The organism is Nitrospira moscoviensis, from assembly GCF_001273775.1.
GTDB lineage: Bacteria > Nitrospirota > Nitrospiria > Nitrospirales > Nitrospiraceae > Nitrospira_D > Nitrospira_D moscoviensis.
Genome location: NZ_CP011801.1, coordinates 3101913 through 3120759 on the forward strand (window position 1 = coordinate 3101913; position 18847 = coordinate 3120759).

General features: G+C 62.3%; 18 protein-coding genes. 1 reads left to right on the top strand and 17 read right to left on the bottom strand.

The window, feature by feature from the left end; genetic code table 11:
• Positions 1-85: 85 nt before the first annotated feature.
• The 8 genes from amrB to NITMOv2_RS15140 all read right to left on the bottom strand — a co-directional run bounded on the left by amrB (position 86) and on the right by NITMOv2_RS15140 (position 8516).
• Positions 86-1330, bottom strand: coding sequence for an AmmeMemoRadiSam system protein B (amrB, locus tag NITMOv2_RS15105; protein WP_053380660.1), 1245 nt, complete (start codon positions 1328-1330; stop codon positions 86-88).
• Between the two features lie 162 nt (positions 1331-1492).
• Complete coding sequence (locus tag NITMOv2_RS15110; protein WP_053380661.1) at positions 1493-2236, bottom strand: hypothetical protein; 744 nt, start codon at positions 2234-2236, stop codon at positions 1493-1495.
• Positions 2237-2238: 2 nt separating this feature from the next.
• The gene (locus tag NITMOv2_RS15115; RefSeq protein WP_053380662.1) at positions 2239-3078 is read right to left on the bottom strand and encodes a hypothetical protein; all 840 of its coding nucleotides are present in this window, start codon (positions 3076-3078) and stop codon (positions 2239-2241) included.
• A 93-nt stretch (positions 3079-3171) separates the two neighbouring features.
• Complete coding sequence (locus NITMOv2_RS15120) at positions 3172-3822, bottom strand: hypothetical protein (protein WP_053380663.1); 651 nt, start codon at positions 3820-3822, stop codon at positions 3172-3174.
• Positions 3819-5060, bottom strand: a complete 1242-nt coding sequence (locus NITMOv2_RS15125) for a DUF6754 domain-containing protein (protein WP_187299231.1) — start codon at positions 5058-5060, stop codon at positions 3819-3821. The genes NITMOv2_RS15120 and NITMOv2_RS15125 overlap by 4 nt, the downstream gene beginning before the upstream one ends.
• Before the next feature lie 38 nt (positions 5061-5098).
• On the bottom strand, positions 5099-6226 hold the full coding sequence (locus tag NITMOv2_RS15130; protein WP_053380664.1) for a hypothetical protein: 1128 nt from the start codon (positions 6224-6226) through the stop codon (positions 5099-5101).
• A 92-nt stretch (positions 6227-6318) separates the two neighbouring features.
• Positions 6319-8166 (bottom strand): glutamate mutase L, encoded by a 1848-nt coding sequence (locus tag NITMOv2_RS15135; protein ID WP_053380665.1) that lies wholly within the window; start codon positions 8164-8166, stop codon positions 6319-6321.
• Positions 8163-8516, bottom strand: coding sequence for a hypothetical protein (locus NITMOv2_RS15140; protein WP_145976368.1), 354 nt, complete (start codon positions 8514-8516; stop codon positions 8163-8165). Before NITMOv2_RS15140 ends, NITMOv2_RS15135 begins: the two co-directional genes overlap by 4 nt.
• A 553-nt stretch (positions 8517-9069) precedes the next feature.
• Between NITMOv2_RS15140 and NITMOv2_RS15145 the strand changes: the two genes are divergently transcribed.
• Entirely contained in the window at positions 9070-9333 is a 264-nt protein-coding gene (locus tag NITMOv2_RS15145; protein ID WP_053380667.1) for a hypothetical protein, read from the top strand.
• Positions 9334-9351: 18 nt separating this feature from the next.
• Here the strand turns inward: NITMOv2_RS15145 and plsY are convergent, their stop codons facing one another.
• The 9 genes from plsY to lepA all read right to left on the bottom strand — a co-directional run bounded on the left by plsY (position 9352) and on the right by lepA (position 18756).
• Positions 9352-9936 carry a glycerol-3-phosphate 1-O-acyltransferase PlsY gene (plsY, locus tag NITMOv2_RS15150; protein WP_187299232.1) on the bottom strand — a complete coding sequence of 195 codons (585 nt, stop codon included), beginning with the start codon at positions 9934-9936 and terminating at the stop codon, positions 9352-9354.
• A 104-nt stretch (positions 9937-10040) separates the two neighbouring features.
• Positions 10041-10637: a CDP-diacylglycerol--glycerol-3-phosphate 3-phosphatidyltransferase gene (gene pgsA, locus NITMOv2_RS15155; protein ID WP_083448069.1), complete on the bottom strand. Its 597-nt coding sequence runs from the start codon at positions 10635-10637 to the stop codon at positions 10041-10043.
• Positions 10638-10808: 171 nt separating this feature from the next.
• Positions 10809-11837, bottom strand: coding sequence for a KpsF/GutQ family sugar-phosphate isomerase (locus NITMOv2_RS15160; protein WP_083448070.1), 1029 nt, complete (start codon positions 11835-11837; stop codon positions 10809-10811).
• Complete coding sequence (gene kdsA, locus NITMOv2_RS15165) at positions 11810-12637, bottom strand: 3-deoxy-8-phosphooctulonate synthase (RefSeq protein ID WP_053380669.1); 828 nt, start codon at positions 12635-12637, stop codon at positions 11810-11812. Before kdsA ends, NITMOv2_RS15160 begins: the two co-directional genes overlap by 28 nt.
• Positions 12638-12709: 72 nt before the next feature.
• Positions 12710-14311 (bottom strand): CTP synthase, encoded by a 1602-nt coding sequence (locus NITMOv2_RS15170; RefSeq protein ID WP_053380670.1) that lies wholly within the window; start codon positions 14309-14311, stop codon positions 12710-12712.
• Between the two features lie 49 nt (positions 14312-14360).
• Complete coding sequence (gene kdsB, locus NITMOv2_RS15175) at positions 14361-15161, bottom strand: 3-deoxy-manno-octulosonate cytidylyltransferase (RefSeq protein ID WP_053380671.1); 801 nt, start codon at positions 15159-15161, stop codon at positions 14361-14363.
• Complete coding sequence (gene rfaE1 / locus NITMOv2_RS15180; RefSeq protein WP_083448071.1) at positions 15154-16170, bottom strand: D-glycero-beta-D-manno-heptose-7-phosphate kinase; 1017 nt, start codon at positions 16168-16170, stop codon at positions 15154-15156. Before rfaE1 ends, kdsB begins: the two co-directional genes overlap by 8 nt.
• Before the next feature lie 28 nt (positions 16171-16198).
• Positions 16199-16960, bottom strand: a complete 762-nt coding sequence (gene lepB, locus NITMOv2_RS15185; protein ID WP_083448072.1) for a signal peptidase I — start codon at positions 16958-16960, stop codon at positions 16199-16201.
• Positions 16957-18756, bottom strand: coding sequence for a translation elongation factor 4 (lepA, locus tag NITMOv2_RS15190; protein ID WP_053380672.1), 1800 nt, complete (start codon positions 18754-18756; stop codon positions 16957-16959). The genes lepB and lepA overlap by 4 nt, the downstream gene beginning before the upstream one ends.
• Positions 18757-18847: the final 91 nt, after the last annotated feature.

Consider the following 18847-nt stretch of genomic DNA (forward strand, 5'->3'; position numbering starts at 1 on the left):
ATTTTTATGCTGTATTGTATACAGGATTAGCTCGAACGACAAGGCATTATGGGCCAAGACGAGAAAAGACTGCTTGGGAGGTCGGCTAAAAGAACGCCATGCTGGCGTAGGTGACGGTGGAGTTGTACTGGTCGGTGATGCCCCGGTCGTAGCGGAGGACCTGGCCCTTGTCGGCCGGCCGGATCAGTCGCAGCAGGGAGTAGATCGGCGAGAAGCCGGAGATGCGGCGTTGGTCGTTTTCCTTTTGGATATAGGCGGCGAATTCTTCGGGCTTGAGCTCTTCGACGGGCTTCAGCATTTCGAGGTCGGATTGCATCGACCGGTGGAACGAAAAATCGGTCGGCGGCGCGCTGTCGCCGTAACGCATGCCGAGATGGGCCAACTCGGCGCCCGCCACGACGCAGTAATCCCTGCCAGAGCCGAGAAGGATCTCCCGCAGCCCGGTGAGAAACCGCTCGACCGGCCGGCGCACGGTCTCATCCCGCAGGCTCGGCGCCGAGAAGGAGGTGAGAATCGGCACGATGGTGATCGGCTTCTTGGCTCCGACGAGGTGCTGCAGAAACGGCAACTGGAATTCGATGGCATGCTCGGCTTGGTGGCAGAGATCTTCCGAGAAGAACTCCGGCATCCGTGCTCGGATCTGTTCCACCATCGGACGGTCGGTGGACATGACTCCGAGTGGAGTCTCGAAGTCCTTGTCGGTCACGGCAAAGAGGGATTCCAATCCGGCGTAGGCGGTGCCCAGAACAATGTAGAGATCCGGCTGCTCCGCCTCCTGCAGCTCTTTGTAGGCCCAGGCGTAGACCGGTCCCGCCTGCTTCAAATCGTATGCGGGAGCCACGAGGCCTTTGATCGTCTTCCCGTGATTCTCCGACGGTTTGAAGTCCGGGCCTTCCTTCGAGGCAAAAAATCCGTCGAGCTGCTTCCTCAGCTTCTGGCCGTCCGCTTCATAGCTGCGCCCGGCGAAGGCGGCTTTCCGCACCGGACTCTGCCGGTATTCGCTGCGCGCCTGCTGCCTGGCCGTCTCGGCCCGTTCCCCTTCGAGAAACAGCTTCTGATCGAGGTCGGTCACGAGCTGCTCCACCTTGTTCGGCATGAGGAACTCGCCGAAGCGCTTGAGATATAGCCCGCCGATCTCTTGCAGCGAATGTTCGCCGTCGAAATGTTGGATGATGAAGAAGTAGTTGAGCGGCAGCACGAGCTTTTCCTTGCTCAAGCCTGTGGGATCCCACAGCACGACGTACTGCTCCTCGCCCTCTTTGATCGGGGAAAACTGAAGATTGCGGAGCGTCGGGTATTGCTTGGGATCTCTCTGCGTCGTGGTGTTCATGGGAGGGGATTGTAACGGACGGGTTTTCAGAGGCGCAATGGGGCTCTCTGTATGATGGTTTGTTTGGTTTCTTTGGTTTGTCTGGTTTATCTGGTTAGACCGAGTGCCGTTGCTGGCTCTTCCAACCAAACAAACCAGACAAACCCAACAAACCTCTCCAACTTATCCTTCCGGCGGCTCCGTCTGTCTGCGCCGGCTCAAAAAGAGGAGTGTTCCGACCGTGAGCAGGAACAGCCAGATGGTGGGGCTGCCGTAGGACGCATCCGAGAATTCGATCAAGTCGGTCAGCCGGCCGATCAACAGCGACATGCGGGCCATGACCGTATAGCCGAAGGCGGCGCCGAAGGCGATCATGAGAAACAGGATGCCGGTACGCGCGACGGCCTTGCCGGGCCCATGGTGCTCGACGGAGAAAAAGAAATAGAACAACACCGACGTGACGCCGATCAGGATGATGATGGCGTTGAGGTTGCTGGCGTGGTTCAGGATATTGAAGCTGAACGTGACGCCGTCGCCGGTCATGGAGAGCAACGGGCGGACGGTATCTTCGATTTGTTTCAAAATGAAGGAGGAGATCGTCCGCGGAATGGCCAAGCCGGCCCCGATCCCGACGATCATGGCGAAGGCGTACCGCGACAGCCAGGACGCTTTCGGGACGTACCGCGTCAGCATCAGCAGGCCGATGATCACGGGGATCAGCAGCGCGAATTCATGGTTCTCAACGATCGGTTTGACGATCAGGTGGACGATCACCGTGTCGTAGGCTTTGACGATGGTATAGCCCACCGAGACGCCTACATAGAGGTGCTCGGCCAGCTTGAAGAGCGGGTTGTCCTGATAGAGGAACGAGAAAATGAAGAGGGTGAGCCCCGTCGCCACCCACGCGCCGATGATCGTCGCATCCATCTTCAGCGCCCCTGTCCGAGCCGCCCGGCCCGCCGTGTCGTGAAATAGAAGACGTTGCACAACATGACCAGCACGATGATGGCCAGATGGGTGGCCGATTGGGCGTCCATGCCGGCGACGGCGCGACCCTTTTTGCCGACCAGGCTCTCGTATTCCGCCGCGCCCCGCAGGCCGCCGATCAAGCCGTTGATCTGCCCGCTGCGCAACAACGGATAGAGGCCGGGCGCGATCACGCCGGTGCAGCCGCCGCCCAGCTCGAACTTGTATTTGTCCTTCCCGAACACGTACCAGGCTTCCACACCCGGATTCCCGGCTCCCAAGCTGACGGCATAGGCCACGTCCCTCAAGCTGTTGACCCCGTCGAGCACCGGCTGGCCTTTGGTCGGATGTCCCCCGTAGTCGCTGGGAAACGTCGTGTAGAGGTCCTGCCCCATGTTGATGATCACGGCCGTCCCGCCGGGGCTCCATCCCAGAAAGATATAATCGACGCCGCGTTCTTTGCCGGCCTCCTTGGCGATGGTGCTGATCAGTTCATCGGCCATCCCGGTTCCCGAGACCCAGAGCGTCATGCCGATGACGCGCAAGTTCTTGCGAAACGCATGGCGCAGGATCGCAACGGCCTGCGGATGCAGCTCCGGCTTGGAGGCGGGATCGAAATCGATCGAGAGGAGAAAGACCGACCGCTCCGGCAGCGACTCGATGTAGTCGTACACCCCGTGGACCTCCGGCGAGATCCTGATCGGCAATCCGACCGGATACAGCAGCGGCAGCAGCGTGCAGAGGCCGATCACCAGAAAAATGATCCGCCGGTCGATCTTGAGCATGCGTTCGGCGAAAGTCATAGCACCGCCGTGACGCGTGACGCGTGATGCGTGACGCGTTGGGATCTCCAGAAAAGCCAGCTCTGACACTCGTCACTAGTCACTTGTCACCCGTCACTCTTTCCCGCCCCCCAGATACGACCGCTCTACGCCGAAGATGATCTTGAACGAGAGAGCCACCGCGCCGAGGCTCACGCCGATGAGGATGGCGCGGCGGACGGAGGCGTTCAGCACGTTCAAAATCCATTGCGAGACGTCGCCGCTGAGCGGTATCAGATACTCGCCGAGCGGCACGCGGCCCATCATCACGATCATCGCGGCCACCAGCAGCACCGCCGCTTCGCGGCTGCGGGCGCGGAACGATCGGTAGGCGGCCGAGGCGATGAAGAAAGCCAGGATGGCGAACATGGTGCCTTGCAGCGGGACCATCATGAAGTTGTAGATCCAGCCGAAGGCCGTCATCGCCCCGTCGATACTCTCTTTCCCGTTCGCCCACAGGCCGACGGCGATGGTCCCCAGCATGCCGGCGTAGAGCACGGCGCTGTACCCCCAGCCCGCTTCCTTGCGCCGGATCTTGGCCGCGTGCTGATGAAAGAGGCTCGTCACGCCCAACACCAGCGCGAAGCCCCCGATGATCTGCAGCCACTTGGTCGCGGTGGTCAACATCCGTTCCGACGCCGGGTGCGGCACGTAGTACTGCCCCGCGAACAGGAGGCCGGCGATCATCGTGATGAGCAGCGGAAGCCGGCGGCGGAGAAAGATCATTTCAGGTCCTTGAACAGGTCCAGAAACAACTGCGGCCACTCGGCGTGGGTGACCGCGCCGACCGTGGCCAGCAGGGTGCCGGCCGCGATCACCGACAGGATAAACGCCTTGCCGATGTCCTGCCCGCGCAGCGTGCCGATCTGCACCGGCTCTCTCGACAGATACGCGCTGGCCGCGTACAGCTCTTCGCCGATCAGCGTGTAGTCGCAGGTCGTGACGAAGAACGGCAACTGGTGATCCGAATCCGTGCCGGCGATCTGGATGGCGCCGGTGCTGGCGCCGGTTTCCGTCAGCAGCAAGGATTCGGCGAAATAGGAGCCCATAAAGAAGTTCGCCGCGGGCTTCTTGCGGAGCATGATGCCGTCCACCGCCGCCGTATAACTGAATTGGTCCGACGTGATGAAGAAATTCGAATCTTCCTTGAAGAGGTCCGGCTTGCCCGCTTCGAGATAAGCCTGTTTGGTGATCTCCTGGCAGACGGCCATGGTGATGGGGTCGCGGTGCGGCACCATCAGCTCCGTCTCGTATGACGCGGTCTTTTTGGCGACGCGCCCCAAAATGACGGCGGCGGCGATGGTGGAGGGATCGCTCATGTCGTGCGCGCCCGTCAGATAGAGGATCGGCTTGCCCAGCTCCGTCGATCGGCCGATGGCTTCGTCCACCGCATCGAGGCCGGGAATGCGCCGCAGAAAGATATCGCGCGTTTTGGCCGTGCCGATCGAGTAAAAGACGATCCCGCCGAACAGGAGCGCCAACACGAGGTTGTTGAGCTCGTTCCAATTCACCCAGTTGGGAGCCGGTGTTCCCTGCAGGACCGGCCCGAAGGCCCGCTGCTCGCCCTGCGCGGCCGCCACGGTGACGGCATAGGCGGACCCGTCTTGGAGCCCGACCCCCTTCCCATTTCGGATCACGAATTGATGCCGGTCCTTGGCGGCCGGCCTGGTCCACCAGGCGGTCTTGGCATCCTTCACATAGCGGGTATTGGCGGGAAATTCGGCCACGACCTTCATCGCCGCCGGGTCAGTCACACCCGGCTCGCCCAGCAACACTTGATACCGCATGTCCGCGCGATCCATCGGACCAGGCGCCCACACCACCGTGAGACTGCTCCCGCCGTCGTTGGGGGTATCGAAGACGCGCACATCTGCCGGGGCGGTCAACATCTCTTCAGCTGAAGACGGAACCGCCGTGTTCGAGACAGTCGAGGCAATCAATACCAGGCCGATCGCGCCTGCCATCCTACGCTTCACGCTTGACGCTTGGCGCTTCACGATCGCTACGCCCCTTCGATCACTTCGACGTTCGTTCTCGGAATCACCGCCTTCGAGCCGTCACCGAACTGCACCTCGAGCACCCGCACCTCGCTCTCCGTCGGAATTTTGTGCAGGTCCGACGGCAGCGCCGACACCTGGCCGATCTTGCCGAACAAGGGATCCCGAATGATGCGGACGGGATCGCCGATGCGGATGCCCTCCCGCTCCGCCGGGACTGCGGCGGCGGCAGGACCGGCGCCCTTGCTGGGAACGATGATCTCCGGCCTGATGACCCCGGCACGGATCTGCGTGGCGCCGGAAATGGAGGCCTGTTCGCCGGCATGGGCGGACAGGAGTTTGAACGTCTTCTGCGCCATCGGGATCGTGCCGAATCCTTCCGTGAGAATCAACGTGAAGCCGACTTGCTCGGTTCCGGTAATCGCGACGCCGAGATCATACCCCAACAGCGCGCGCAAGTCTTTGTCATGGATGCCGCCGACGACAAGACCCGCAATTCCGAGCGCCTTCGCCCGGGTCATGGTCTCCGCCGGCAGAAAGGCGCCTCCCACGACGATCTTGCCCTTCATGTCCGGCTTCAGCTGCGCGGCCGTGAGCGCCTCATCCGGCGCCCCGACACCGATGACGACTTCGCCGCGGGTTTCGCCGCCGATGCCGAAGATGCCCTGGACGAGGCTGCAGGAGGTCTCGACGACGACGCCTTGCTGCGGGATGGTCTCCACCACGATCCCGTCGATATAGCCGAGCACGTCGAGGATGCGGGGCGGCTCGCGCAGCAGAACCTGTCCCGTCACGGTGGAAATGGACTCCACCGTGCCGCTGACGGGCGATGGAATCTCGGTCTTGAACCATTTGATGAAGGGCTTGTTCTCGGCCAGGATCTCGTCTTTCCGGACGGCATCTCCCGCTTTCTTCACCAGATACTCGGTGATCTCGTTCGGCGCCACGCCGAGCTGATTGGCCAAATTGAGCGGATAGACTTTGCCCGGCAACTCCGCCCGCGCCACCGGCTGGTCGGCCCGTACCGGTTCCCCCTGCCGGACGAGCACGGTCCCGACGAGCGGCAACAGGCGCCGGCGCCGGACCACGGTCCGCTCGGTGACGGTGAGGCCGGGGGTGTAGGAGTGCGCCATAGTGTCAAGAAAGTGATGAGCGATCGGTGATGAGTGATGAACGGGGCGAGTAAAAAGATTGTTCGGTTCTTTTACTCATCACTCATCACTCATCACTGATCACAAGTCGGATACAATCCGACAGCGTTGAACCACTTCGTGAGCGCCGCCACCCGCGCCGCATCGTCCTTCGGCAATTGGAGCGGGCGCCCCCGGCCGTCCAAGAGCAGGCCCACGACGCCGCCGTGGACTTCGCGCGTGACCGCGGCGCCCGGACCGGCGCCGGCGTTCACCGTCTTCGCCGGCTTCAGCGTCACGGAAGCCTTCTTGCCGAGCTCAAGGGGGTATCGCTTCAGATCGCCGTACTTCAATGGCTCGCGCACGGTCCGGCCGTCCGGAAACGCGATCTCGCACTCGGCGCAGACCTCGCCCTCTTGACCCTGCCCGATCGGCGCGACACAGGTTCCCAAATAGATCATGCAGTCCCGGACGAACACATCCGTCGCCGCCTTTTCGTCGATGGTGGAGAGCACCCCGAGGTGGGGCATCATGAAAATGCTGTCGACCGAGAGCATGGTGAAGCCCAGCGGCTCGTAGGCGTCCACCATCATCAGCATGGATTGGATGCGGCGCGGCGCATGGGACAGGATGCCGCCGCTGCCGACGATCAAGTCCAACTTCAGCATGTCGATCAGCGTCCTCCCCGACTGCTGTTGTTCGAACACGTCGGAAATCGTCCGCTCCTGCTGCACGCCCTTGAGCGCCGTCGCGAGCGACTTGTGATGGATCAGCGCCAGGCGCAGGGCTTCGCGGGAGATCGCATGCTCGATTTGCAGCTCGTCGAGCGTCTGCGGGATCGTCGTCGGCCGCACCATCTTGTTTTTGATGCGATTGCGCAGCGCCTGCTCGTCGATGGTGAACGGCACCCAGCGCATGATGTTCGCAAGCCCGGCCTCGGCCAGCACGTTGGAAATACTGTAGGACATGCCGAGGTTCGCGCTGACCGTGCGGTTGAAGACGCCGCCGAAGACCGAAAAGACGTCCGTGGTGGCGCCGCCGATATCGACGCCGATCAGATTCAAGCGCTCTCGTTTCGCGATCGTCTCCATGATGACGCCCACGGCCGCCGGCGTCGGCATGATCGGAGCGCCGGCCATGTCGATCAGCTTCTTGTAGCCGGGCGCCTGCTGCATCACGTGTTCGAGAAACACATCGTGAATTTTGTCCCTGGCCGGCGCCAGGTTCTCCCGCTCCAACACCGGCCGGATGTTCTCGGTGATCACCAGCGCCGTCTTGTCCCCCAAGACGCTCGCGATCTGCGGGCGCGCGTCTTTGTTCCCGGCGTAGATCAAGGGCAGCTTGTACGTCGCGCCGAAGCGCGGCCGCGGCTCCGCCGCCGCGACGTATTCCGCCATCTCGACGACGTGCGTGACGGCCCCGCCGTCCGTCCCGCCGGACATGAGAATCATGTCCGGCCGCATGGATCGGATGCGCTCGATCTTTTCGTGCGGCAGCCGGCCGTCGTTGGACGCCAGCACGTCGATGACGATCGCGCCCGCCCCCAACGCGGCCCGCTGCGCGCTTTCGCCCGTCATGTTCTGCACCACGCCGGTCACCATCATCTGCAGCCCGCCGCCGGCGCTGCTCGTGGAGATGTAGATGTCCACCCCGGTCTTGGGATCGCCCTGCGCGGCCCGGTTCGGCGTGATGATCCGGTCGCCGTCGAGGATCTTCCGGCCGGACAGCTCTTCGATCTCGGCGATGGCGTTCAACACGCCCCGCGTCACGTCCTCGAACGGAGCTTCGACGGTCGTCGGCGCCTCGCCGCGATAGGTCTGCCGATATTCATCGCCGATTTTTTCGATGAGGATCGCCTTGGTGGTCGTGCTGCCGCAGTCGGTCGCGACGATCACGGTCAAGGGAGGGGCGGGACTGTCCGGGGCGCCGGGCACAGCCGTCATCGTGCCGACTTCGCCTCGATCAGCGCAATCAAGCGCGTGACGGTATCGCGGCGTTCGAGGAGACGAGCGACCTGTTGCACTTCCCGGGCTTGAAACGCGAGATCGATGATGGGGGTGAAGAAGTGCAGGGCTTGGCTCCCGAGAAAATTCATGGGGCCGAGGGATTCCAGAAACACGACGGCCGGCGCCGCCATCCTGCGCGCCACGATGGCGCCGGCGACACGATCCAGGAGCGCAGCGTCCTCGGAGGACAACGGTGGCGGGTCGGTATGGGCGGCGAAGGCGTGGTGCAGGCCGGCCCGAAGCCGATTCAGCTTCTTCCCGATCGTTTCTCGCGTGGAAGGGTGCATCAGGACCTGTGAGAACGGACCAACGACGAGCGAAGGCATTATATGAAGCGGTCCGAGGAGAGTCAATTCAACGCACCCGCCGTTTCTTGACAGCGGCCTCGAAATTCAAGAGGATGCGCCGCGTGAGTACAAGAGAACAGAACGAGCGGAAATTTTCTCATTGGCAGGACTCGCCAAATGGCGAAAGGCGGTACTGGCTCGACATCCACAGCAGTCTGGGTGGAAGGCACGCTATGTCAAAGAGGTGGACGCCAAGGAAATGACCCTCCGCTTCTATCAGGAAATTATGACGAAACCGGCAATCTGGTTGAGGTCCATCATAAGTATCCGATAGACTTAGCCCGCATTATTCATGAGCGCTTCTGCTGCAATCGCCGATCCGCTGCTGCGACGAGCCTTCGGCCGGCGGGCTCGCCCCTCAGACCCTCCACGTACTGCACGAGTACGCGTCGGGTCCTCAGGGCTCCGCGCGCCGGTCTCGCGACGCGGCTCCGCGATTTCGCGACGAACCGTCATGAATAATGCGGGTTAGGACATCGGAAGGTATGACGGCATGAAACGGATTACTCGCGAGACTGTGGCTGGGCAACTTTCCGCCTACCTGCGGCACGAACTCCCGTTAGCGAATTTGGTGGACTGGGCAGAATCGGCCTTAATGGAGGGTGAGTTTGATCCATCGCATGTGTCCGCTATTCGCGATGCGGTAGCTCGAATCGGCGTGGCCGACGTGCGCGCGTTCGGATTGACGTGGGAAGACTGCGAACAACTCCTCGACCGACTCGGCTACTCCGCCCACGTCAGCATCACGGCCCGCTAGCCTGCCGGCGATACCCCTTCAGCCACGTTGTCCGATTCGACTCTCGGTGCCGCGCCACAGCCGTTCGATATTGCCCTTGTGCATGATCACGATCAGGCCGCTGACCACGACGGCGAAGAGGGTGAAGGGCAGAGTCGGATGGACGACCGCGGCGATGAGTGGGAAGAGACCAAAGGCGGCCAGCGCGCCGCCCGACGAATACTTCCAGACTGCGACGGCGGCGAGCCAGATCGCGAGCAAGGTCAATCCGATCGTCGGCGCCACGCCGAGCACGGATCCCAGCGCCGTCGCCACACCTTTGCCGCCTTTGAATCCGAGAAACGGCGAGAAGAGGTGGCCGAGAAACGGCGCCAGCGCCACAGTGAGTATCATCCACTCGTCTTGAAACAGCTGTGCCGCGGCGACTCCCATCACCCAGCCTTTGCCCATGTCGCCGATCAGCGTGAGGATACCGGCTGTCTTTCCGGAGACCCGCAGCACGTTCGTGAAGCCGACGTTCTTGCTCCCCACCGTACGCGGATCCGGCAACCCCATCGCCTTCGAGACGACGATGCCGAAAGGAATCCCGCCGAGCAGATAACCGGCGAGAACAAGCCCGATCATGAGGCCGCTAGATTCCATCACTCGCAGATTGGAAGGAACGGGAGGGTGACACGTGGGCGGGGATTGAACTGCTCATCACTCATCACACATCACGCATCACTTCCCTACAGTCCCTTGGCGGCCAACTGGTTCCAAAAACTCCACACATATTTGGCGCCGGACACGTAACTGAGCAGCAGCGAGAAATACAATGTCGCGATGCCGGGCAAATGCAGATTGCCGAGCGCCTCGGCCGCGGTGCCTTCCAAGATCAGGAAGACGATCGCGACGATCTGCAGCACCATCTTATACTTGCCGGTCGTCTCGGCAGAGATGATGATGCCTTCCCCGGCCGCGATCGCGCGCACGCCGGTCACCGCCACTTCCCGCGCGATGATCAGAATCGCCACCAAGGCGCTGACGCGATCGACGTTCACCAACAGGATCAGCGCCGACAGGACGAGGAGTTTGTCGGCGATCGGATCGAGCAGTTTGCCGAGCGTCGTCACTTGACCGGATTTTCGCGCGAGATATCCATCCAGGAGATCCGTCACCGCTGCGATGACGAAGACGACCGCGGCGATCAACGACCGCTCCGGCGTCGGCGTGGCAAAGAGCATGACGAAGACCGGAATCAGCAGAATCCGGATGAGCGTGACCAGATTGGGCAGATTCAACGATTCCTGCCCGATCTCTTTCCACATTTCCAAGACGCGGTTCATAGTGACGGTTGTACCTGAACGGAGGCGAGACAATCAAACGGAAGGAGCACTCTTCCTGAGGATGCTCAACAAGGCCGCAGCCGATGGACGCACCGGAGGCGTACCCTCAGGGGTACGTTGAGGATGCGTTCGAGGCGAGAACGCCGCAGGCGGACTTTTTCAGCATCCGTGCTAGACGATGCCGTTCTTGAGCAGATCGTGAAGGTGAATGACGCCGCGGATGTTGCGATCGCCCTCGGTCACCACCAGCGTCGTGATCGAGTACCGCTCCATGATTTCGACGGCCTTGGCGGCCAGATCGTCCGGCGCGATGGTCTTCGGATGGCGCGACGCCAGCTCGGCCGCGGTGGCCTTCGCGAAATCGCCGCCCCGCTGAATGAAGCGCCGCAAATCGCCGTCGGTGATGACGCCGGCAAGCCGGCCGTTCCGATCGACGACCGTGGTCATGCCGAGCTTCTTGGCCGTCATTTCCAGCATGGCGGCCGTGCCGGGGACCGATTCGGCCACTTGCGGCAGGTCGGCGCCGGCGTGCATCAAATCTTTCACCCGAATCAGCAACCGGCGTCCCAAGGTTCCCCCGGGATGGAACCGGGCGAAATCCTCTTCCTTGAACCCCCGCTTCTGCAGCAGGGCGACGGCCAGCGCGTCGCCCAACGCGAGCGTGGCCGTGGTGCTGGCCGTCGGCGCCAATCCCATCGGACAGGCCTCTTCCGCCACCGAGACGTCCAAGGCGACGTCGCTGTTCTTCGCCAGCGTCGACGTCATGCGCCCGGTCAGCGCCACGATCGGTATGCCCATCCGTTCGACATAGGGGAGCAGCTGCAACACCTCCTGCGTCTCGCCGCTGTTGGAGATGGCGATGAGCGCATCCCGCCGCGCCAACATGCCAAGGTCGCCGTGCACGCCTTCCGCGGGATGGAGAAAGAACGACGAGGTGCCGGTACTTGCGAGCGTCGCGGCGATCTTCTGGCCGATCAAGCCGGACTTCCCCATCCCGGAGACGACGACTTTGCCTCCGCACCGGGCGAGAAGATCCACCGCCTTCGCGAATTTGTTGTCCAACCGGTCGATCAAGGCCTGCACCGCCCGCGCCTCGATTTCGAGGACGCGCTTGCCGTCGCCCAGGCTGCCGAGGCTCTTCACCGCTTTGGATAGGGAAGCCGGCGCTTGCTTTACTTTTTGGGGTTTGCCGCGTCGCATATGCGCAGGACCCGCTCCAGGAGGGATTTCAATTGGTGCAACGGCACCATGTTGGGGCCGTCGGACAGCGCTTCGTCCGGATTGGGATGCACTTCCATGAAAAAGCCGTCGACGCCCGCCCCCGCCGCGGCGCAGGCCAGCGGCTCGACGAACTCGCGCTGGCCGCCGGATTTCGTGCCTCCCCCGCCCGGCAATTGCACGCTGTGCGTGGCATCGAAGACCACCGGATAGCCGAAGCTCCGCATGATGGGGAACGACCGCATGTCCACGATCAGATTGTTGTACCCGAACGACGACCCCCGCTCCGTGAGGATGATGTTCCGGCTGCCGCACTCCTCAATTTTCTTCACCGCGTTGCCCATCTCGTGCGGCGAGAGAAACTGGCCCTTTTTGACGTTGACGACTTTCCCGGTCTTCGCCGCGGCGATCAGCAAGTCGGTCTGGCGGCAGAGAAACGCCGGGATCTGCAACACATCCACCACCTTGCCGGCTTCCGTCGCCTGCTCTTCCGTGTGCACATCGGTCAACACCGGCAGGCCGAACTGGTTTTTCACCTTCTTGAGCACCGCCAGCCCTTTTTCCAAGCCGGGTCCGCGAAACGAGTTGATCGACGTGCGGTTGGCCTTGTCGAAGGACGACTTGAACACATAGGGCAAGCCGAGGGATGTGGCGATGCCGGCGATCGCGCCGGCCGTGTCCATCACCAACTGCTCGCTTTCGATCACGCAAGGCCCGGCGATCAGAAACGGCCGCTGGCCGGCGCCGACTTTGAAACCGCCTATTTCCACTTCGTGGCTCATCTTTGTCTGTCTGGTCTATCTCGTTTGTTTGGTTTGTCTGGTTTGTTTGGTTGAGCCACCCTCTACTTCGTTTTACTGGCCGAGCTTCCTTCTCAGCGCCGCCCCGACGAAGCCGCTGAAGAGCGGATGCGGATGGTGCGGGCGCGAGCTGTACTCCGGATGGAACTGCGTCGCCAGGAACCAGGGATGGTTCTTCAGCTCGATGATTTCGACCAACCGCCCGTCCGGCGACAAGCCGCTCAACACCAATCCCTTGGACGTGAGCTGTTCCCGATAGGCGTTGTTGAATTCGTACCGATGGCGATGCCGCTCACGGACTTCGCTCACGCCGTACATCTTCTGCGCCAACGTCCCTTCGCCGAGCTTGCACAGATAGGCGCCCAGCCGCATGGTGCCGCCCTTGTCGCTCACCGCCTGTTGGTCGGACATCAGATGGATGACGGGGTACGGCGACCGTTCGTCGAATTCGGCGCTGTTGGCGCCGGTCAAGCCGGCGACGTGGCGGGCGAACTCGATCGTCGCGCACTGCATGCCGAGACACAATCCGAGGAACGGGATCTGCCGTTCCCGCGCGTAGCGGATCGTCGTGATCTTGCCTTCGATGCCGCGGTTGCCGAAGCCGCCCGGGATGAGAATGCCGTCCGCTTCACGCAGGATCCGCTCGGTCCCCTGCCGCTCGACATCCTCCGACTCGATCCAGTTGATGTTCACCTTGGTCTCATGGTCGATCCCGCCGTGCACCAGCGCTTCCGCCAGGCTCTTGTAACATTCCTTGAGCCCGGCGTACTTGCCGACCAGCGCGACGCTCACTTCGTGTTTGGGATGCTTGATCTTCTGCACCATCGCATCCCACTCGCGCAGGTTCGGCGGGCCGGTTTCCAGGTGCAATTGCCGCACGATCAGTTCGTCCAATCCTTCCTTGCGGAAGACGATCGGCACTTCATAGATGGTATCCACGTCCTTCGCGGTGATGACGGCGTCCTTCTCCACATTGCAGAACATCGCGATCTTGCCCTTGAGCTCCGGCGGCAGATAGCGGTCGGTCCGGCACAAGAGGATGTTCGGCTGGATACCGATCTCGCGGAGCTTGTTGACGGAATGTTGCGTCGGCTTGGTCTTGAGCTCCCCCGCCGCGCCGATGTAGGGGACCAACGTGAGGTGCACGTACAGGACGTTGTCGCGGCCGACATCGTAGGGCATCTGCCGGATCGCTTCGAGAAACGGCAGGCTCTCGATGTCGCCGACCGTGCCGCCGATCTCGACGATCGTCACGTCCATCCCCTTCGAGATGCGCATGATGCATTGCTTGATTTCGTCCGTGACGTGCGGCACCACCTGCACGGTGCCGCCCAAATAGTCGCCCCGCCGCTCCTTCGTAATGACCGAATGGTAAATCCGGCCGGTCGTGTAATTGCTCTCCTTCGTCAAGTGCAGCGAGGTGAACCGCTCGTAGTGGCCGAGGTCCAGGTCGGTCTCGGCGCCGTCGTCCGTCACGTAGACTTCGCCGTGCTGATAGGGATTCATCGTGCCGGGATCGACGTTGATATAGGGGTCCAATTTCAGGAAGGTGATTTTGAGGCCGCGGCTTTCGAGCAGGTTCCCGATGGAGGCCGACGCGAGCCCCTTGCCCAGCGACGAGACCACTCCGCCCGTGACGAAAATGAATTTGCTCATGCTTGCCCCCCTGTTCGGCGCCCGCACCACTCGTATGCGCATGATCCGTTCACCGGCTCGGCACCGCCCGGCCGAGGCTCAATTCGCGCTTCAGGGCTTCGAACTGCTGCAGCTTCTCCGCCACCGGCGCCGCGTCCTCGGGCGTGTCCACCCGCAGCGAGGCGTGCTTCGTCTCCCACACGCGGATGCGCATGCCGTGCTCCAACCCGCGCAGTTGCTCCAGCTTTTCCGCGTCCTCCATTCGGCTCGTCGGCAGGGCGGTGAACCGCAGCAGCGAATCCTTCGTGTACATGTAGACCCCGAGGTGGATGTAGTGCAAGCCGGTCACCACCCGGCGGTCCGGATCGTCCCGCACGAGCGGGATGGGCGCTCGGGAAAAATACAACGCATAGCCTTTGGCGTCGGTGGTCACCTTGACGACGGCCGGATTGCTGAGATCGTCGGTCGCGTCCATCGCGCGTTTCAGCGTGCCGACTTCGGCGCCGCTCTGGATGAAGGGCTCGATGAGGTCGGCCAGCAACTCGGGATTCAACGGGATTTCGTCGCCTTGCAGATTGACGAAAAACTCGCCGGCGAACATCCGGGCCACGGCGGCCACCCGGTCCGTGCCGGTGCGGTAGTCGCCGGTCACCATCAACACCCGCCCGCCGAATTGCTCGACGGCGCGTTTGATCCGTTCATCATCCGTCGCCACCAGCACGTCCGACACCACGCGGCAGGCGGCGGCCCGCTCGTACACGTGCTGCACCATCGGCTTGCCGCCGAGATTCACAAGCGGCTTGCCGGGAAACCGCGAGGACCCATACCGGGCCGGGATGACCACGGTCACTGAGCGTGACGGCTTAGTCATGCTCGAGAGCCTCGGAGAGTTGTTTGGGACTCACCGTCGCGGTGCCGACCATGCCGACCACGATGCCGGCGGCGTGGTTCGCCAAAATCGCGCCGTCTTTGATGGCGGCGCCGGTGGACAGCGCCAGAGCCAGCGTGCCGATGACGGTATCGCCGGCGCCGGTCACGTCGTACACTTGCCGCGCCTGCGTCGGCAGATGCCACGACGCCCCGTCGCTTTCGTACAAGCTCATCCCTTTTTCGCCGCGCGTGATCAACACCGACTGGCAGCCGAGCCGCTGGCGGATCATCGCGCCGGCCTGATCGATCGTCTGGTTGTCGTCCCCGTGCACGCCGGCGGCTTGCGTCGCTTCCAGATGATTCGGGGTAATGACCGTCACGCCCTTATAAAAGCCGAAATGCTCGACTTTGGGATCGACCACGACGGGAATCTTCCGGAGCGCGGCCAGCCGGGTGATTTCGGACATGAGCGATGCCGTGACGACGCCTTTCGCATAATCCGACACGACGACGCAGGAAAGCTCGCGCAGCCGGGACTCGACATAGCGGAGCATGCGCCGCTGCAGCGGGGCTTTCAATTCATGGCGGCCTTCGATGTCGTACCGGACGATCTGCTGATTGTGCGCGATGACGCGGCTTTTTCTGGTCGTCGGACGGTCATGATCGATGACGACGCCGCCGCGGCCCGAGCGTTTGCCGCCCAGCTCCTTCATGAGCAGCCGCCCGCTCTCGTCCGCCCCGATCACCCCGCAGAGATCGGCTTTGCCGCCCAACGCCAGGATGTTGTTGAACACGTTCGCCGCTCCGCCCAACCGCAGCGATTCGGACTCCACGTGCACGACCGGCACGGGCGCCTCGGGAGAAATGCGGCTCACCCGCCCCATCACATAATGATCGAGGATCAGATCGCCGACCACGAGCACGGACGCCTGAGGGAACCGCTGGATGTACTGCTTCAGCGCTTTCGGAGAAGTAGACGCGCCCCGACCGCCCGACTCCTCTTTGGCCATGCCCTGGCTCCCCTCCGGATCCGAATGATTACTGAATGGCCTTGCCGAACCGTTCCCATCTGACCCAGTTGGTCCAGTTGCCCTGCCCGCTCCAGGACCAATAGATGCGGAACGCCTTGCCGCGGATTTTTTCTTCCCGCACGAACCCCCAGAACCGGCTGTCCAGGCTTTGATCCCGATTGTCGCCCATCACGAAGTAGGACCCCTCCGGGACGGTGACCGGGCCGAAATTGTCGCGCGGGTTGATCGTGCTGTCGATGATGCCGGGATCGATGCGCTGCGTGAAGGCCTTGTCGTCCAGCGGCTCGCCGTTCACGAGGACGACTTTGTTTCGTACTTGGATGGTATCGCCCGGCAGGCCGACGATGCGCTTGATGAAGTCCTTTTCCTCGTCTTCGGGAAAGCGGAACACGATGATGTCGCCGCGCTGCGGCTTGCCGAACGCCACGACGGTCGTGGAGGCGTAACAGTTGACGGGCGGAAAGTTCCACTGCAGCTTGCAGTCGGTGGGCCATTGGACGCCGTACGACAGCTTGCTCACGAGGATGTGATCGCCGATCAGCAGCGTGGGAATCATGGAGCCGGACGGGATTTTGAACGCCTGCACGACGAAGACGCGGATGGCGAAGGCCAGGAGCATCGCCACGACGATGGCCTCGGCATATTCCCGAACGACCGATTTGCGCGAGACCTGAGCGGACTGGCCGGCCAGCGACACGGACGCCTGCTCCCCGCCCGACGGCGCGTCGGATATCTTGTCGAAGTTCGACTGATTCGGCTCCAGGCTCACTCGTCACCGACCTTCAGGATGGCGAGGAAGGCTTCCTGCGGCACTTCCACGCTGCCGACCGCCTTCATGCGCTTCTTGCCTTCCTTTTGCTTTTCGAGCAGCTTCCGCTTGCGCGTGATGTCGCCGCCGTAGCATTTGGCGGTCACGTTTTTCTTCATCGCGCCGATCGTCTCGCGGGCGATCACTTTGTTGCCGATGGCGGCTTGGATGGCGATCTCGAACATTTGCCGGGGAATCAGCTCTTTCATCTTTTCCGCCATCTGCCGGCCGCGGAAATAGGCCCGCTCGCGGTGGGTGATGAAGGAGAGCGCATCGACCGCCTCGCCGTTCAAGAGAATGTCGATCTTCACCAGATCGGATTCGCGGTAGCCCAGCAGCTCGTAATCGAGCGACGCGTAGCCTTGCGTGCGCGACTTGAGCTTGTCGTAAAAATCCAGGATGACTTCGTTCAGCGGCATTTCGTAGCTGATGACGACGCGCGTGGGATCGAGGAAGTGGATGTCCCGCTGAATCCCCCGCCGCTCCTGGCACAGCTTCAAGATCGCGCCCATGTAGCGTTCGGGCGTGATGACGGTGGCGAGGATGAAGGGCTCCTCGAACGACTCGATGCTGTTGGGCGGCGGCAGCTCGGCCGGGTTGTCAATCTCCAGCACGTCGCCCTTGGTCGTCAACACCCGATAGACGACGGTCGGCGCGGTGGTGATGAGCGTGAGGCCGTATTCGCGCTCCAGCCGCTCCTGGATGATTTCCATATGGAGCAGCCCCAAGAAGCCGCAGCGGAAGCCGAAGCCGAGGGCCAGCGACGTCTCCGGTTCGTACACGAAGGACGAGTCGTTCAGCCGCAGCTTCACCAGCGCGTCGCGGAGGTCTTCATATTTCGCGGTGTCGGTCGAATAGAGGCCGCAAAACACCAGCGGCTTCACTTCCTTGTAGCCGGGGAACGGCTCGCCGGTCGGATTGACGGCGTCGGTGATCGTATCGCCGATTTTGACGTCGGCGACTTCCTTCATGTTGGCGCAGAGGTAGCCGACCTCGCCGGTCAGGAGCTGCGTGCCCTTTGTCCGCTTCGGGGTGAACTGCCCGACTTCCATCACTTCGAAGGTCCGGCCGTTGGACATGACTTTGATTTTCATGCCGGGCCTGACGGACCCGTCCACGATCCTCGTCAGCACGATCACGCCTTGATAGTTGTCGAACCACGAATCGAAGATCAGGGCCTTCAACGGCGCGTCGGGATTGCCGGACGGCGGCGGAATCCGCTCGATGATCGCTTCCAGCACGTCCGGCACGCCCTTGCCTTCTTTGGCGCTGATCGGCATGGCGTCGGTCGCATCGAGCTGCAGGATGTCGGCGATGGACTGCTTCGTGCCTTCCACGTCGGCGCTGGCGAGATCGATCTTGTTGATGACGGGGATGATGGTCAAATGGTTCGCCATCGCCAAATTGACGTTGGCGATCGTCTGAGCCTGCACGCCCTGGGTGGCATCGACGAGCAAGAGGGCTCCCTCGCAGGCCGCGAGGCTGCGCGAGACTTCATAGGTGAAGTCCACGTGGCCCGGCGTATCGATCAGGTGCAAGGCGTAGGTCTTCCCGTCTTTGGCGCGGTACCGGATCGCTACGGCATGAGCCTTGATCGTGATGCCACGCTCTCGTTCGAGATCCATGGCATCAAGGATCTGTTCTTTGGCCTCTCGGGCCGTGACGGCGCCAGTAGCTTCGAGGAACCGGTCAGCGAGGGTTGATTTGCCGTGATCGATATGGGCGATAATCGAGAAATTGCGTATCAGGCTTTGCAAATCCTAGCTCATATCCGGGAAAAATCGGTTCATTATAGTAACTGCCCCGGAGGTTGTCAAAGAAATCGCCCGCCCCTATAATGGCGCCGCT